At 60.7% G+C, this 16,100-nt stretch carries 13 protein-coding genes; 11 read left to right on the forward strand and 2 right to left on the reverse strand.

Translation table 11 applies throughout. The features are described 5' to 3' along the window. Nucleotides 1–141 precede the first annotated feature (141 nt). The 11 genes from HP062_RS24780 (at nucleotide 142) to HP062_RS24830 (ending at nucleotide 14,840) form a co-directional block, all read left to right on the forward strand. Complete coding sequence (locus HP062_RS24780) at nucleotides 142–711, forward strand: acyl carrier protein (RefSeq protein WP_172792201.1); 570 nt, start codon at nucleotides 142–144, stop codon at nucleotides 709–711. An 8-nt stretch (nucleotides 712–719) separates the two neighbouring features. Further along, on the forward strand, nucleotides 720–1,994 hold the full coding sequence (locus HP062_RS24785) for a beta-ketoacyl-[acyl-carrier-protein] synthase family protein (protein ID WP_172792202.1): 1,275 nt from the start codon (nucleotides 720–722) through the stop codon (nucleotides 1,992–1,994). A gap of 1 nt (nucleotide 1,995) precedes the next feature. Further along, nucleotides 1,996–3,054, forward strand: coding sequence for a beta-ketoacyl synthase (locus tag HP062_RS24790; RefSeq protein WP_172792203.1), 1,059 nt, complete (start codon nucleotides 1,996–1,998; stop codon nucleotides 3,052–3,054). Further along, complete coding sequence (locus HP062_RS24795) at nucleotides 3,051–4,346, forward strand: beta-ketoacyl synthase (protein WP_172792204.1); 1,296 nt, start codon at nucleotides 3,051–3,053, stop codon at nucleotides 4,344–4,346. Before HP062_RS24790 ends, HP062_RS24795 begins: the two co-directional genes overlap by 4 nt. Next, complete coding sequence (locus HP062_RS24800) at nucleotides 4,343–5,560, forward strand: beta-ketoacyl synthase N-terminal-like domain-containing protein (protein WP_172792205.1); 1,218 nt, start codon at nucleotides 4,343–4,345, stop codon at nucleotides 5,558–5,560. The genes HP062_RS24795 and HP062_RS24800 overlap by 4 nt, the downstream gene beginning before the upstream one ends. Before the next feature lie 45 nt (nucleotides 5,561–5,605). Beyond that, entirely contained in the window at nucleotides 5,606–8,476 is a 2,871-nt protein-coding gene (locus HP062_RS24805) for an aminotransferase class III-fold pyridoxal phosphate-dependent enzyme (protein ID WP_172792206.1), read from the forward strand. A 9-nt stretch (nucleotides 8,477–8,485) separates the two neighbouring features. Further along, nucleotides 8,486–9,223 (forward strand): 3-oxoacyl-ACP reductase family protein, encoded by a 738-nt coding sequence (locus HP062_RS24810; RefSeq protein WP_172792207.1) that lies wholly within the window; start codon nucleotides 8,486–8,488, stop codon nucleotides 9,221–9,223. Beyond that, a complete protein-coding gene (locus tag HP062_RS24815; RefSeq protein ID WP_172792208.1) occupies nucleotides 9,220–9,984 on the forward strand; it encodes an SDR family NAD(P)-dependent oxidoreductase in 765 nt (254 codons plus the stop codon). The genes HP062_RS24810 and HP062_RS24815 overlap by 4 nt, the downstream gene beginning before the upstream one ends. A gap of 2 nt (nucleotides 9,985–9,986) precedes the next feature. Then, entirely contained in the window at nucleotides 9,987–11,285 is a 1,299-nt protein-coding gene (locus HP062_RS24820) for a DUF1302 family protein (protein WP_010463724.1), read from the forward strand. Between the two features lie 69 nt (nucleotides 11,286–11,354). Beyond that, nucleotides 11,355–12,191 (forward strand): outer membrane lipoprotein-sorting protein, encoded by an 837-nt coding sequence (locus HP062_RS24825; protein ID WP_010463723.1) that lies wholly within the window; start codon nucleotides 11,355–11,357, stop codon nucleotides 12,189–12,191. Between the two features lie 33 nt (nucleotides 12,192–12,224). After that, on the forward strand, nucleotides 12,225–14,840 hold the full coding sequence (locus HP062_RS24830; RefSeq protein WP_083375103.1) for an RND family transporter: 2,616 nt from the start codon (nucleotides 12,225–12,227) through the stop codon (nucleotides 14,838–14,840). 64 nt (nucleotides 14,841–14,904) lie between these two features. On the opposite strand, the gene HP062_RS24835 is transcribed toward HP062_RS24830, so the two are convergent. Further along, entirely contained in the window at nucleotides 14,905–15,315 is a 411-nt protein-coding gene (locus tag HP062_RS24835; protein ID WP_154914016.1) for a MerR family transcriptional regulator, read from the reverse strand. A 199-nt stretch (nucleotides 15,316–15,514) separates the two neighbouring features. Then, complete coding sequence (locus HP062_RS24840; RefSeq protein ID WP_077747337.1) at nucleotides 15,515–16,090, reverse strand: NAD(P)H-dependent oxidoreductase; 576 nt, start codon at nucleotides 16,088–16,090, stop codon at nucleotides 15,515–15,517. Nucleotides 16,091–16,100 lie beyond the last annotated feature (10 nt).

Here is a 16,100-nt window from a genome sequence, read left to right on the forward strand (position 1 = left end):
GTGGTTAAAAAACTTTGAATAGTTCGTTGACTCTCCCCTTAAGGGCAGAGTTTAGATTTCCGCCGCGTCAGAAGTTGCTGTGGGAAAAGTTACTTCTCACATACGGAATTCATGAAGCAATCACGATATAGGGAGATAGAGATGAACAATCCATTGGAGTTGGAAAACGTCATTGTCAGCACCCGCGAGATCCTCGCGCAACTGTTGGTGATGAGCGTCGATGATATCGATGAGAACAGCAGTATCGTCGAGGATCTCAGCGCCGATTCGCTGGACATCGTCGACCTGAGCTTTCAACTGGGCCGTCAGTATGGCTGCACCTTGCCCAAAACCAGCGTGCTCGATCACGCCGTCGCTGTCTGCGGCGACGCCGGCGAGTTCCTGGCCAGCGGTCGCATCACTGAAAACGGCAAGGCCTTGCTTGAACAGAGCCTCAGCGCCTACTCCCCGGATCAACTCCAGTCCGGCATGCAACCGGCGCAGGTATTTGCCGCCACCACCGTGCGCAACTGGGCGCAACAGTGCCGCAACCTCTTCAACTATCTGCCGCAGAACTGCCCCGATTGCGGCGCTCAAAAAGCCGTGCTGAACGAACGTCAGCAAGTGGTCTGTGACGCGTGCAGTGCGCGGCTGGTGCCGGCCGACGGCGACGAGGTTTCACGCCAACTGGTGGAGCAATTTGTGGCCACTCACGTCAATGAGACGGTGTAGGAGTTCTCATGCGGGCACGAGAAGTCTATGTGACCGGATTCGGTCTGGTGGCGCCCATGGCACTGGACGCCGCCACGTTGTTCGAGCGGATCTGCCAGAAGCAGTCCTGTGTTCGCGAACATCCACGGTTCAAGGCGCTGGGCTTCAACAACAGCGCTGCCGGGTTTATCGATGACGGCCAGTGGCAGCAGATCGCCGCGGGTTTCGGCGGCAATGCTGCGCTGCATCCACGGCAAAGTGTGCTGGCCGAGTTCGTCGCTCGACAAGCCATTCAGCATGCCGGTCTGACCCCGACAGCCTTTGCTCACGCCCGCAGCGGATTGTTCCTGGGGGCCAACAAGTACTGCGCGGACAGTCACGATCTGCACCGGGCCAGTCGCTGCATGGATGAGGCCGGGCGTGTCGATCTGGATCAACTGCTGGATAACCCGGCGGCGTCGAGCGCGGTCTTCGGGCGCCGGGTCGATCAGCAGACCCAGCACCTGGCCGAGATGCTCGGTATCCGCGATCACATTTCGACCCACTCCGATGCCTGCGCCGCCGGCACCATGGCGATCGGCAGCGCCTACCGGGCGATCGAGCGCGGTGAAATCGACCTGGCCATTTGCGGTGCCGTCGAACTGATGGCCAACGAGTTGCCGTACTACATGTTCAACAGCCTGGGCGCGCTGTGCCAGGCCGACCTGCCGGCAAGCGAGCAGAGTCGACCGTTCATGCCGGACCGCTGTGGCTTCGTGATCAGCGAGGGCGCGGCCATGATCATTCTCGAATCCGCCGAGCATGCGCAACGTCGCAAAGCCGCGCCGTTGGGGCACGTGCTGGGTTACGCGAATATGTGCGAGGCACAAAAAATGACCTCCAGCAGCCGGGACGGCAGCAAATACGAGGAATGCATGGAAGCTGCAATCGAAGACGCCGGGCTGCTCAGCAGCGCCGTGCAACACGTCAACACCCATGGCACGTCTACCCAGGCCAACGACAGCTGCGAGGCTTTGGCCTTGCAGCGCGTGTTCGGCGAGTGCCAGGAACATGTGACGTTCACTGCCAACAAATCGGCCATCGGTCATTCCCTGGCGGGCAGCGGCGCGATTGAAGCGGTGCTGTCATTGATCAGCCTGCGGGACGGCGTGCTGTTGCCGACCTTGAACTACGATCACGATCGCGCCGAATACCCCTCATTGAAGTTTCTCAGCGAGCCGGTGCGCCAGTCGATCAATGTGGTGATGTCCAATTCGTTCGGGTTCGGCGGCGTCAACAGCTCGCTGGTTCTGGGGAGGGCATGACATGAGCATTGCCGTTTTCATCCATTCTGCCGCCGTGCTGAACGCCGCCGGCAGCGAATGTGCCGACCTGCTCGGAACGCCACCTTCGCCGCAACCGCTGGCATTTGACGCGACGCGACGGGCATACCCGCTGCCGACACCGCGTCTGGCCAGCGATCTGTTCGACCGCAAAATCCAGCGTAGCGTCGAACCACAAGGCCTGCGGCTTTTGCATTGCACGGCGCGCCTGGCGCCCGCGCTGGCGGCCCTGCAACTGCCTCCGGCACGGATTGCCCTGACGGCGGCCATTCCAGAAGTCGACGCGCCAAGCCCTTGCTGGGACGCGGTGCAAGCGATCGGCGAGCAACCGCAAAAGCCACTGGCGCAACTGTTGGCCAATACACCGCCGCTGCATGCCCTGATGCTGCTCAACAGCAGCGTGATGGCCTACGTGGCCGAAGCGTTGCAATGCCACGGGCCGATGGGTGGGTTCTGTTCCCAGGAAAACGCCGGGCTCGATGCCTTGATCGAAGCCTGCCAGCAAATTGTCGAGCAACGTGCCGAAGCGGCGCTGGTGGTCAGCAGCAGTCCGAACCTGACGCCCGCCCTGTATCTGCGTGAACCCTATCAGGCAGACGAGCCGACTTATGGCGAAGGCGCCGCGGCACTGCTGCTCGGCTCGACGCCTTCGCGCACCAACCCGATGGCCTTGCGCATTGCCGGGTTCGCCCGGGGTTACAGCGCTGATCCGCAACGGGGCGCAGCGGTTGCCCGGCGGGTGATCGACCAGGCACTGAGCCTGGAAAAACTGTGCCTCGGTGACGTCCAGCAAATCGTCGCCAACCCCGAGGATGCGCAACTGATGAGCCTGTTCGCCGACCGACCGCAGGACGTTCGCAGCACTCATGCCATGACCGGCGATCTTGGCGCCAGCGCCTTGCTGACCGAAATCGCGCTGGCCTTGCACCTTACCCACAACGCTTCGGCGACACCGGGCTATACGCTGTTGGTCAGCCATAGCCGCGCCGGTCATTGGGGCGCCTTGCTGCTGGCCAGTGAAACCATGGAGAAGCACACATGAGTGCGACACGGATTGTGATTACCGGCATGGGCGCCGTGACCGGGTTCGGTTTCGAATGGCAGACCCTCTGGGAAAAAATGCTTGGCGCCGAACATTGCGTGCGTCCATGGCAGCCCGACGGGGTGGAAGACGGCACGTTCCCGGTGCGCTACGCCGCGGCCGTGGATATGAGCCTGTTGCCTGAGGCCCTGCAGGACCACCCGGCCTGGACCGTTGCATTGGAAAAACGCAGCCGTTTTGGCTGGGTGGCCGCCACCCAAGCAGTGAAAGACAGCGGACTTGCTCCTGAACAGCTACGTGAAGCCGCCGTGCTCTGCGCTTCGGGCGCGCCCCAACACATGCTGGCCGACATGCTGTTGACCCAGGCACCGGATGGCTGCACCCCGGGCTGGCAACACCTGATGCCCCGCGCCGGGCAGGTCAGTACCGAGGGCTCGCTGCGTCAGAGCAATGATCGACTGGCTCGGGTGATTGCCGACGGTTTGGGTTGCGAAGGCCCGGTGATCAATATCAGCAGCGCATGCGCCGGAGCCTCCCAGGCCATCGGCAATGCTTTTCAGATGATTCGTCGCGGTGAAGTGAACGTGGCGATTGCCGGCGGCGCCGATTCGGTGCTGAACCTCGACACCATGGCCGCGCTGTACCTGCTCGGCGCGGCATCGAGCGAACAGCGCTGGGGTGTCGATTTGTGCCGGCCATTCGACCGTGATCGCAGTGGCCTGATTGCCGGCGAGGGCGGTGGTTTCTTGATACTGGAAAGCCTTGAGCATGCGTTGGCGCGAGGAGCGACGCCGTATGCCGAAGTGCTCGGTTTCGGCAGCAGCCTGGACGCCTACAAAGTCACCGCCCCGCAACCCGAAGGTCGGGGCGCGGCGCTGGCGATGCAAGCCGCGCTGGACGACGCCGGCCTGCGTGCGCAACAGATCGATCTGATCAACGCCCACGGCACCTCGACGCCGCTCAATGACGTCGCCGAAACCCTGGCGATCAAAAGTGTGTTCGCCGAGCACAAGCACTACCGGTCACTGGCCATCAGCGCCAACAAGTCGCAGTTCGGGCATTTGATTGCCGCTGCTGGCGCACCCGAATGCATGATCACCGCGCTGGCGTGCCTGAACGATCTGGTCACGCCGACAGTGAACCTGCATGAGGTCGATGAGCAATGCGACCTGGACTATTGCGCCGGACAAGCGGTCAGCCGCCGGGTGGATTTTGCCTTGAGCAACTCCTTCGGTTTTGGCGGCCTCAACACTTCGCTGGCCTTGGGCAAATATCGGGAGCACGGACAATGACGGGCGCTACTGTGCGCGTTGCCATCGCCGGCAGCGGTTGCGTATTACCCAGCGGCTGGGGCGTGCAACGCTTTTGGTCAGCGGCCAGTGAAGCCCGCAGCGGTATCGCTTTGCTGCAGTCGAAACTGTTCCACAGTGAGCGCGTGAAGGCGTTCGGGCATGTCAGTGATGAAGACCATCAAACCAGTCGCCAGGACGTGGCCCAGAACCTCCAGCGTTACTGCCCGCCGGCCGTGATCTGGGGCGTCAGCGCGGTGCGTCAGGCGTTGGTCGAAGCCGGGCTTGAACCAGGCAATGACGAGCTGCGCTACGGCCTCTATTGCTGCCAGGGCGGTTATACCCATCCGTCGTTGGCGGCCTATGGCGAGTTGCTCCACGAGTGCCGCGATGAGTCCGGTGCCGACATGCGGCGCCTTGCTCAACGGGTGTTGCGGGAGCGCGCGCTCGACCCGTTCCTGGTGCTCAAGAGCCTGAGCAACGGCTTGCTCGGGGTTGTCAGTCTGGCGCTGAAACTGGAGTGCGAATGCAACGCCTACATGCAAGGCGTGGCCGGCAATCTGGCGGCGTTGCGCGAGGCATGCGCGGCGTTGCAAAGCGGTCGTATCGATGCGGCGATTGTGGTCGGCGCCGGCAGTGAACTCGATCCGTTGGCGCTGGCCGCACTGGCCGAGGCTGGCGTGATCAGCACCGACGGTTCGCAAACCTTGCGTGCATTCGATCGCCAAGGCACGGGTGGGATTGCCGGTGAAGGCGCGGCGGCATTGATTTTGCGCCGGGCCGACGATCTACCGGATGGGCCGCAGACCTGCCTGTCGGGACTCACCGCCCATCCACGACTGGGGTCGTTGAACCTGCCGGACAAGCAGGTCGATCTGCTGGTCAGCAGCGCCAGTGGCGATCCGCACAAGGACACCGACCTGGCACGGACGCTGGCCCGCGCCGGTGCCTCGCATATCACCAGTAGCGTGCCGGTGACCGGCATTCTCAGCGGCGCGCCGAGCCTGGTCGACCTGATCCTGGCCCGTCATGCACTGCAGGACCAGCGTGTGCCGCCGATCATCGGGTTGCAGCAACCGGTGGAACCGCAGCTGCCGTTTGTGCTCGGTGAGGGCCGGGACGCGGTGCTGCGCGACTGCCTGATCATCAACCGTGACGACAACGGTTTCAGCGCCTGTTACCAGCTCGACTATCAGGCGGCCGGTCAGCCGTTTTGAACGTAATGAATCGCTTCTATTTTCTGATCAAGGGATATGACTTTTATGGATTACCGCGATTACGTACGACCTAAATTCGTTGAATTGATGCAGGCCCTGGGCCTGGAATGCCAGTTCCACCGGGCGCTGGGCAGCAAGCTGTTTTACCTCGACAAACAAGGCGCAGAGGTGACCGTCACCGACTTTCTGGGCGGTTACGGTGCGGCGTTGTTTGGCCACAATGACCCGCAGTTCGTCGACCAACTCTGCGGCCTGTTGCGCGCCGATGTGCCGTTCAATGCGCAGATGTCCGTGCGTGGCGCCGCCGGTATGCTGGGGCGCGAACTCAGCGAGGCGTTCAATCGGGAGTTGAACAACAACGAGCACTACATTTCGACCTTCTCCAACAGTGGCGCCGAATCGGTGGAAATCGCCGTCAAGCATGCCGAATACCGCCGTCAGAAAACCTTGCAGAAGCAGTTCGACGAACGGGATTTCGCCCTGGCCAACCTGACCGCCAGCGACAAGGCCTATGTCGAACTGGACGTTGATGACCTCGACCTGCCCGCCGGATTGCTGCCGGAAAATCTGTCTTACGTGACCGTGCGCCAAGTGGTGGAAGCGGTGCGTCAACACAACCTCGCGCAGTTGCATGTCGAGCCGGTATTCGTCGCCCTGCGTGGCAGCTTTCACGGCAAACTGGTGAACACCGTCCAGCTGACGTACGGCAAACAGTACCGTCAGCCGTTCGCCCGTTTTGGCCTTAACGTCGAGTTCATCGATCCGCAGCAACCCCAGCAGCTCTTGGATTTGCCGGCCCGCCACACGCGGCATTGGCTTAGCCTTGAGTGGAGCGGCGAGACCTTGCAGGTACGTCGTGACGCTTTCAGCGCGATCACGGCGGTGTTGCTCGAACCGATCCAGGGCGAGGGCGGCATCAACGAGTTCGCCAACGAGTTCTACCTGGGCCTGCGTCGCCTGTGCAACGAGCAGCAATGCCCGCTGATCATCGACGAAGTGCAATCGGGTTTCGGCCGCACCGGCACTTTGCTCGGCGCCAGCCATTTCAATTTGCAGGGCGATTACTACTGCCTGTCCAAAGCGTTGGGCGGTGGCCTGATGAAAATTGCCGCGACGGTCATCCGTGCCAGCCACTACGAAAACGATTTCAGCTACATCCACAGCTCGACCTTCGCCGAAGACGATGCCTCGTGCCATATCGCCCTGTCGGCATTGCGCCGCTTGTTTGCCAACGACAGCGCGATGCTCAAGGAGGTGAACAGGAAAGGCGAATACCTCAAGTCGTCATTGCTCGAACTCAAAGCCGCGTACCCGGACGTGATTGCCGACGTGCGTGGTCGAGGGTTGCTGCTGGGGTTCGAACTGCACGACCTGACCGGCACCAGTTCGCTGGTGCAGGCGTCGGCGCAGTACAACGATGCGCTGGGTTACATCATTGCCGGCTACCTGCTGCAATTCGAATCGCTGCGGGTCGCGCCGTCGGGCAGCAACGCCAACGTGATTCGCCTGGAGCCGCCGGTGTGCATCACCTTCGAGGAAATCGACGGCTTGATCGGCTCGTTGCAAAAGGTCTGCGACATGCTGCGTCGCCGCGATGCCTTTCCGCTGGCGGCGGGTGTTTGCGCCGACAGCATCCCCGAAGTACCGGCCCGCGAGGTGAGCTTCAAGCAGCCTGAACACCTCCCAAAGCCTGACGAGAACGTTCGCGTGGTGGCGCGCGTGGCGTTCATCAATCACCTGATCGATTCCGACATGCTCAGTGATGTTGACCCGTCGCTGTCGACCCTCAGCGCCGAACAGAAGCGCGAGTTCATCAAGCGTATGGCCCCGGAGCGGCGTGCTGCGCCAATCGGCCCGGTGCTGATTCGTTCGAAACTTGGCACCGCCGTGGAATTCACCCTGTACCCGTTGTGCATGGACTCCGATGCCATGGCTGCGTACATCGCCAGTGGCGACCTGGACACCATCCGCGACGAAGTCGGTAATCGCATCCGTGATGCCCGGGCGGATGGCTGCAGTGTGGCCGGTCTGGGCATGTACACCTCGATCGTCACCAACAACTGTCAGGCGCTGAAAATCCCCGACATGGCGCTGACTTCCGGCAATGCGCTGACCATCGGCATGGGCCTGGAAGCGATCGAGCAAGGCTGCAAGCAGCAAGGCCTGGAACTGAGCCAACAGACGGCGGCGGTGGTCGGTGCGGCGGGCAACATTGCTTCGACTTACGCTTCGTTGCTGTCCACCAGTGTCGAACACCTGATCCTCATCGGCAGCGGTCGCGACGGCTCACTGCGGCGCCTGGAGAAGACCGCCCAGCTGATTTACGCCGAGGCCGCCCGCGCGATTCTCAAAGGTGTCGCCGAGCACGACCGCCTCGCCAGCCGCTTGCAGAAACTCGACGGCATCGACGCGTTGTTACAGGCCCACGGTGCTGGCGCCGACCTCGGTTTGCGAGTGCAGCGTCTGGTCGAAGAGCACCTGGGTGCGAATGCGTTCATCACGGTCAGCAATGACCTTGAGGTGCTGAAACAGGCGCGCATCGTGCTCTGTGCGGCGAATGCCCCTCAACCGTTTCTCGGTGCCGATCACTTCGCCGAAAACAGCGTGATCTGCGACATCGCGGTGCCGCTGAACGTCGATCAGAACCTCTCCGGGCAACGGGCTGACGTGTTGTACATGCACGGCGGGATTGTCCAGACCCCATTGGGCGATGGCCTGATTCGTAACGTGCGCGCCTACCTCAAGGAAGGCCAGTTGTATGCCTGCATGGCGGAGTCGGTGTTGATGGGGTTGTCCGGGATGAAACAGCACTACTCCTACGGCGATATCAGCCGCGAGCAAGTGCAGCAGATTCGTGCCCTGGCCGCGACCCACGGCTTCAGCCTCGCGCAGTTCAAGACTGACAACTCACTCTAAGGAACGGTCATGCCGAATAAAGTAGCAGTGGTGACCGGTGGCAGTCGTGGTATCGGCCGGGCGATTGTCCTGGCCCTGGCCGGCGCGGGCTATCAGATCGCATTCAGTTATGTACGCGACGAAGTGGCCGCCATGTCCTTGCGTGACGAGGTTCAGGCACTGGGCCTCGAGTGCCTGACGCTGCAATGCGATGTCAGCAGCGGCGACAGCATCAAAGGCTTTTTCGAACGGGTCGACGAGCATTTCCAGCGCGTCGATCTGCTGGTCAACAACGCTGGCATCACCCGTGACGGGTTGCTGGCGACGATGCCAAGCCGCGACATCGTCGAGGTGATCCAGACCAACCTGATCGGCACCTTGCTCTGCTGTCAGCAAGTGGTGCCGGGCATGATGCGCCAGCGCAGCGGTTGCATCGTCAACATCAGCTCGGTGGCAGCGCAGAAACCCGGCAAGGGGCAAAGCAACTATGCCGCGGCCAAGGGCGGTGTCGAAGCGCTGACCCGTGCCCTGGCAGTGGAACTGGCGCCGCGCAACATTCGGGTGAATGCGGTGGCGCCGGGCATCGTCAACACCGAAATGAGCACGGCGCTGATCGGCAGTCAGGAACAGGAAATCCAGTCACGGTTGCTGATCAAGCGTTACGCCGAACCTCATGAGATAGCCGAGGCGGTGCTGTACATCGCCGATCGCGGTTTGTACCTGACGGGTGAGGTCCTGCCGGTCAACGGCGGGTTGAAGATGCCATGAGTCGGACCATTCTGATTACCGGTGCCGCCAAAGGCATCGGCCGGGCGGTGGCAGAAAATTTTGCCGCCGACGCCGGGCACCGCTTGATCCTGCTGGATCTGGATTTACCGGAACTGCAACGCTGGGTCGACGAGCAACACGGGCAGATCAAGGCCCGTGTCGAAACCCATTCGGCGAACATTGCCGACCTGGAGGGCATGGAAGCCTTCTTCAAAATGCTCGCCAAACAGGTGGACTACGTCGATGTGCTGGTCAACAGCGCCGGCATCTGCAACGAGAACGAACCGGAAGATTTGCACAACTGGCGCAAGGTGATTTCGGTCAACCTCAACGGTACGTTCTACGTCACTTCTTTGTGCCTGCCGTTGATGCCGGACCGCGGGCGGATCATCAACATGTCGTCGATCCTCGGCCGCGCCGGCAAGGTCCGCAACACCGCGTACTGCGCTTCCAAGCACGGCATCGTCGGCATGACCAAAGCCCTGGCGCTGGACCTGGCACCACGGTTGATCACCGTCAACGCGATTCTGCCCGCATGGATCGACACGCCCATGCTGCAAGGTGAACTGGCGGCGCAAGCGGCCATTGCCGGGCTGACCCAGGAACAGATCCTGCGCAACGCCAAGAAAAAACTGCCGATGCGCCGCTTCATTCAAAGCGAAGAAGTCGCGGCGATGGTGCGTTACCTGGCCAGCCCCGAAGCGGGCGGGGTGACTGCGCAGAGCCTGGTGATCGACGGCGGTGTCGGGTTGGGAATGTAACCATGCCGGGATCACACATTAACCGTGCCGCGTGGGCGGTATTGGCCTGCATGGTCGCGCCGCCGGCGCTGGCTGAATTGACGGTCGACGACCTCAAGCCGGATTACGCCGACGCCGAGGTCGGCGTCGCCACCGCATTGCGCCTGCACGGTGACGACCAGATCACCCAGAAGGCCATGTATTTCAAGGCCAACCTGGAAGACAACTGGGACGGTGGTTACTACAAGGCCAAGGGCCGGGTGCGTTACGACGCCCGGTATGACGGCAACAATCCGTACAGCGAGCGGGCGCGGGACAAATACCGCTTCGACGCCGACTGGCGGCATTTGTACTGGGGCCAGTCGGTGGGCGACGGCGAGGTGACTGTCGGCTGGCAGCAAGTGGTCTGGGGGCGTGCCGATGAGTTGCGGGTGCTTGATCAGATCAACCCGGTGGACTATCGCGATGGCCTGACTCCGCTACTGGAAGACAGCCGGATCGCGGTGCCCATGGTGCGGTTTGCGCAACCGGTGGGCGAGTGGGAACTGGAGGCGCTGTGGGTCACCGACTTTGTGAAAAACCAGCCGCCGGTGGCAGGCAGCGAGTTCGACGCGCCGCTGTTTGCCGCGCCGGATCCTCAGTATTTCCTGCTCGATTCCAAGCCCGGCTACGACGGTGACAAGGGCTTTTCGTATGGCCTGAGCGCCAACGGCCGCATCGGTTCGGTGGACACCAGTTTCGTCGCACTGAACGCGCGCCAGCAGGACCCAGTGTACGCCGTCGAAGGCCTGGCCGATGACGGCCGCACGCGACTGGAACGCCAGTTTCCCCGTTACACCATGGGCGGCGCGGGGCTGGCGATCGACGCCGGTCACAGCATCGTAGTGCGCAGCGAAATTGCCTGGTTCGACAACTGGCGGGTGACCAATCCGACCCGCGCTTACGGCGCCGACAGCACCTCGATGGTCAAGTCGTTGCTGGGCGTCGACTACTTGCTGCGTGACTGGCTGATTTCCGTGCAGTGGCAGCAACAGCAATTGCTCGACTGGCAGGACGGCATGCTGCAAGACAAGCGCGAGCACCTGTTCACCTTATCCGCCGAGGGCACCCATTGGCAGGACCGACTCAAGAGCCGGCTGGTGGTCGCCGCCTCGCCACCGTTTAACGACGATGCGCTGTTGCAAGGCATCTTCACTTACAAACCGGTGGACTGGATCAAGCTCGGGCTGGAAGTGGATGTGTTCTTCGGCAAGCCCGACAAGCCCTTCGGCGAGTACGACAACCGCGATCAAGTGCGGCTGTCCGCCGGTTACCTGTTTTAACCCTATGACGCCTGCGTGCCCCTGGCGCATGGGCTCGACCATATTCATCTGACGAAAAGGGAAGTTCCCATGTTGCCGCTATTCAAAAGTCTGACCGCCGCCGCATTGATCCTGAGCGGCGCTTGCGCCACCGCCGCCGACGGCAAGAATGCCGATGAAATCATCCGCCAGGTGCGGGATCGAAACGACGGCAAAAGCTTCATGTCCCAAGTGTCGCTGATCCTCCACGACAAAAAGGGCAATACCCGGGTTCGCGAGTTCACTTACCTGCAAAAGGATTACCCGGACAGCGACAAATTCAGCATGTATTTCTCCGCCCCCACTGACGTGCGCGACGTGGCTTTTCATATCGAAAACCCCCACGAAACCCTGGGCCAGGAAGACAGCCAGTGGATGTACTTGCCGGTCAGCCGCCAGACGCGGCGGATCTCCACCACCGACAAGCGCGGCTCGTTCATGGGCAGCGAGTACTCCTACGCCGACCTGGACAAGATCCGGGTCAAGGATTACACCCAGACGCTGGTCGGCGAAGAACAGGTCAAGGGCCGCGACTGCTACGTGATCGAGCGTGAACCGGCGTCGCCCGAGGTGCTGGCCAAGACTGGCTACAACAAGCTGAAAGTGTGGATCGACAAGCAGAATTTCCTGGTCATGCGTCAGGACTTCTTCGACGTCAAAGGCGTGCTGGTCAAGCAGATGCGCACGCAAAAGGTCGACACCATCGACTCGATCGACAGCATCGTGTTGAGCGAAACCGAACACTTCATCGACGGCACGCGTTCGGAGATGCGCTTCAACCACCTGCAATACAACGTGCAACTGGAAGACCGTTTGTTCACCCAGACCGCCATCAAGCGCGGGCTGAAAACCGGCGATGTGCCGGACTTTGCCGTGTCTGCCCGCTAAGCACCGATCCCGACGACCCTGGAACGCATGATCATGGAAAGATACCTGAACTTCGTCGAGCGCTATGCGCGGGCGATCGTTTTCCTGCTGGTGGCGGTCACGGCGTATTTCACCTATACGCTGGGCTCGCTGATCTCCGACACCAACCCTTACTTGCTCAAGGAAACCCATCCGGCGCGCAAGACCATCATCGACTTGCAAAGCGAATTCACCGGCACGTTTGACTCGGTGATGGTGGCAATCAACAACCCGCAGACGGTGTTCAACAAGCCGACCCTCAACGCACTGTTTTCGATGTCGCAATCGGTGCGCAAGATGATCCTGGCCAACGACGCCGACAAGGAACAGTTGACGCAAATCGTTGCGAAGCACCCAGACGACAGTCGTGCACAGTTGCTGGCGCGGGACATTCTGGAGAACGGTTTTTCCCAGAACGACTACGCCCAGGCCAAGGCCCTGCGTGATTACGCCAAGAGCCAGAACTGGGATGCCCATGATCAGCTGTTCCTGACTTTTCTCGCCGAGCGAATCAACCCGATCCGTGAAATGGCGTCGATGGGCGACCTGGAAAACATCGTGCTGACCGGCGATGGCGAGTTGCTGATCCACAAGACCCTCAACGCCTACGACATGGACCCGGCGCTGGTCGAGTCGCAGATCATGGGCAACGAGCTGATGGTCGACGGGGTCGTCTCCAAGGACAAGAAAGTCGCGATGCTGGTGGCCGAGCTGGGCACCAAGCAAGACGACGCCCAGGCGCAACTGCGCGCCTACCAGATCGTGCGCGGCATTGTCGCGGACTATCAGGCAGCGCACCCGGAGTTCAAGGATGAGATCTTCATTGCCGGCATGCCGATCTTCATCGCGGCCCAGCAGGAGATCATCGACCATGACCTGGCGGTGCTGTTTCCGATTGTCTTTTTGTTGATCACCCTGCTGTTGATTTTCTTCTTCCGCAAACCGCTGGGCGTGCTGTTGCCGCTGTTCAATATTCTGTTCTGCACCATCTGGACACTGGGCCTGATGGCTTTGTTGCGGGTGCCGTTCGACTTGCTGACCAGTGTCCTGCCGGTGTTTCTGTTCACCATTTGCTGCTCGGATGCGATCCATGTGATGGCCGAGTATTACGAACAGAAAAACGCCGGTAAAAGTAACCGTGAAGCCAATCGCGAGACGCAACGGCTGATGGTGGTGCCGGTGGTGTTGACGACGGTGACTACCATCGCCACCTTCATGATTTCCACGACCAACAACATCGTCAGCATCCGCAATTTCGGCGTATTCATGTCCATCGGCCTGACGGCGGCGCTGATTATTTCACTGTTGCTGATTCCGGCCTGGATTTCGATCTGGGGCAAGGACCAGACTCCGAAAACCCTCGCTGCCGTGCACAAGGAATCGATCATTTCGCGTTATCTGGTGGCGTTCTGCGCGCGGTTGATCCAATGGCGCAAACCGATCTTGATCGTGACGCTGCCCTTGCTGATCTTGATGACGGTGTTCACCTTTCGCGTCGATATCGAAGACTCTGGCATCGCCTACTTCAAGCCCGAGAGCCATATTCGCGTTTCGGACGAGTTCATCAACCAAGCCGGGGTCGCGGGCACGGCACCGGGCTGGATCGCCATCGACAGCAAAGAGCCGCGCGGCGTGCTGACCACTGAAGTGGTGCAGTTCATCGACAAGCTCGACCACTTCATCAAGCAGCAACCGCACGTCAGTTACGGCTATTCCCTGGCGACTTACGTCAAGCGCATGAACCTGGTGCTCAACGACATGAACCCCGACTACTTGCGCGTGCCCCAGGCGCTGGAGCAGGTGACGTCGGTCAATGATGAGGGGCAGGTCGAGCGGTTCGAGGTGCCGGGCAACTCACTGATCGAGCAACACGTGATGCTGTTCGAGAACGGCGGCGGCTCGGACCTCAATAACGTGCTCAATGCCGACTATTCCAAGGCGTTGACGCTGTACACCATGACGTCGTCGGTGGCCAGCGACTACCAGGCCATGCTGGATCAGCTCGATGCCTGGTTGCTGGTGAACAAACCGGCCAATCTCGAAGTGACGCACGCCGGCACGCCGTTGATCTGGACCGGCGTGTTGCAGGAAATCACCCAGGGCCAGGTCTTGAGTTTTTCCCTGGCGTTGCTGGTGGTCACGCTGATGATGATGTATTGGCTCAAGTCGGTACGGTTGGGCGTACTCGGCATGCTGACCCTGTTGACCACCTCGGTGACAGTCTATGGCTTCATGTTCCTGTTCGGCATCGAGCTGAACATCGGTACGACGCTGGTGACCTTCCTGGTGGTGGGTGTGGTCGATTACGCGGTGCACCTGCTGTCACGGATCAAACTGTTGGTGCAGCAAGGCATTCATATCGACGCGGCCATTTTGCAGGCGATGCACAGCGTCGGCCGTTCGACCGTGGTCAACGTGGTGATTTTCTCCGTGGGATTCATGGCGCTTCTGTTTTCCGACTTCAAGCCGATTGTCGATTTGGGCGCACTGGTGGCGATGGCGCTGTTTTCCAGCGGTGTCATGACCATTCTGCTGGTGACGCTGGTGTCGCCGTGGTTCTTCGCCGCGATTGTTCCGGTAGCGCCGCTGCCGGAAAAAGATCGAGCCGCAGGGAAGCCCGCCTTGATCTGACCTGATGACCGGCAGCGCAGGCGCGCCAGTGACATGCGAGGGATCATCCTGTGCAGCAGGGTAGTCAGTTCAGCGTATTGCCCGGGTTTTTTTCGCCATAGCGGGCGATACGCTCGAACTGACATTCATCTCGGGCATCGTTGAGGTTGTTTTCGAATTCTTCGAGGCCGTTGTGCAGTTGCTGTAGAGCGCCGATCTGGGAGACCAGCTCGGCCTTTTTTTCGGCGATCGCTTTTTGCGCCATGTCCCACGGGAATTCGTCACCTTGGTAGTTGTTCAACATCAACCGCAGCTCTTTGAGCTTGAAACCCAGTTGCTGGGCGCACTTGATGAACGTCAACACCTCGACACTCTGCTGGCTGTAGATACGGTATTTGCCTTCACGCTTGGGCTCGGGCAATAGGCCGATTTCTTCGTAATGGCGAATGCTTTTGACTGTGGTGCCCGACAGCTGGGCGGCTTTGCCGATATACATAAAGATCCGTCTCGATGATCAAACAGGGCGTAGCGCGACCAGACCTCATGCCTGATCGGAGCGAATAATATAGTGAATAACATTCAATGGTTGCAGCGGCGTGTAAATGACGCGCACAGCCGACGAACGACCGCTTGAGAGGGAACGTGAGGACGGACTGACGGCGAGGGTGCGCCGTCAGCAGGCAGCGAAGGGTGCGTCAGCTACCGGCGGTAACCCGGGCCTGTTCGAGCCAGGCGTCACGCTGGGTCGACTTCGAACCCAGGATCGGCCCGAAAGTCAGGGTCTTCAACGGCTTGATGCCGCAGAACTCCAGGGTCGTCTTGCGCATCTGGTGCAGGCCGGGCATGTGATAGACCCATTTGTAATACCAGGGCGGCGTGTCCATGGTCACCAGCAGATGCGCGGTCCGGCCCTTGAGCAGTTTGTCGGGGAAGGCCTTGCCCTCACGGTATTTGAAAGCAAAACCGGGCAGGAAAATGCGGTCGAGAAAGCCCTTCATCAACGCCGGTATGCCGCCCCACCAGATCGGATAAACGAACGTCAGGTGTTCGGCCCAGGTGATATCGGCCTGGGCTTGCAACAGGTCCGGCTCCAGCGGCTGGATAGTGTTATAGCCGTGGTGCAAGACCGGATCAAAGTCCAGCGCATCCAGACGCAGCAGGCGCACGTCATGTCCGGCATCCTTGGCGGCCTGGACGTAAGTTTCGCTCAACGCCCCGCAGAAACTGTCGGTGGAGGGGTGGCCCAGAATCACGAGCATTCGTTTGCTCATCGCGTGTACT

It is taken from the genome of Pseudomonas sp. B14-6, assembly GCF_013260315.1.
Classification (GTDB): Bacteria; Pseudomonadota; Gammaproteobacteria; order Pseudomonadales; family Pseudomonadaceae; genus Aquipseudomonas; species Aquipseudomonas mandelii.